The following is a 398-nucleotide window of genomic DNA, read 5'->3' on the forward strand; positions in this document are numbered from 1 at the left end:
GAACGGCATTCACGAAACTTCTGAAGCGAGACAGCGAAGCTCAGGTAGGGCACAAATTGGATTTTTGCAACAACGCCGAAATCACTTTCCCCGCCATCTGCTAAAACGTCCAGCCCGGTCCTTCCATTACCAGACTGGGCAGTACCACGCCTCCCCATCAAATCCGATCTCGATGCGGCGTTCGCCACTGGCATCACCCTGAAATCCCTCGATGATCTTGTCCGCAGCGTCCCAGCCTGGCGCGCCCGCCAAGCGCTCCAGTTTGCGGCCGTTACCGTCCGCCTGACAGGCCGCACAGAAGAACCGTCCGCCTTGCGCGATGCGGTGCTGTTGACAGCGTCAGGAGACGATCCGGGCCCGGCTGGCCGGACCTTTTTTGGCCTTCCGGAACCTGACCA

The 398-nt window shown here is 60.1% G+C and carries 2 protein-coding genes; one reads left to right on the forward strand and one right to left on the reverse strand.

All coding sequences use genetic code 11. The features are described 5' to 3' along the window. The coding region (locus Q0835_RS30455) for a hypothetical protein (RefSeq protein WP_363324526.1) at positions 1–188 on the reverse strand (188 nt) is incomplete at its 3' end. Here Q0835_RS30455 and Q0835_RS30195 point away from each other — a divergent pair. Then, on the forward strand, positions 157–398 hold a 242-nt coding region (locus Q0835_RS30195; RefSeq protein ID WP_363324527.1), incomplete at its 3' end, for a DUF1403 family protein. The genes Q0835_RS30455 and Q0835_RS30195 overlap by 32 nt on opposite strands.

The organism is uncultured Roseibium sp. (assembly GCF_947499295.1).
Taxonomy (GTDB): domain Bacteria; phylum Pseudomonadota; class Alphaproteobacteria; order Rhizobiales; family Stappiaceae; genus Roseibium.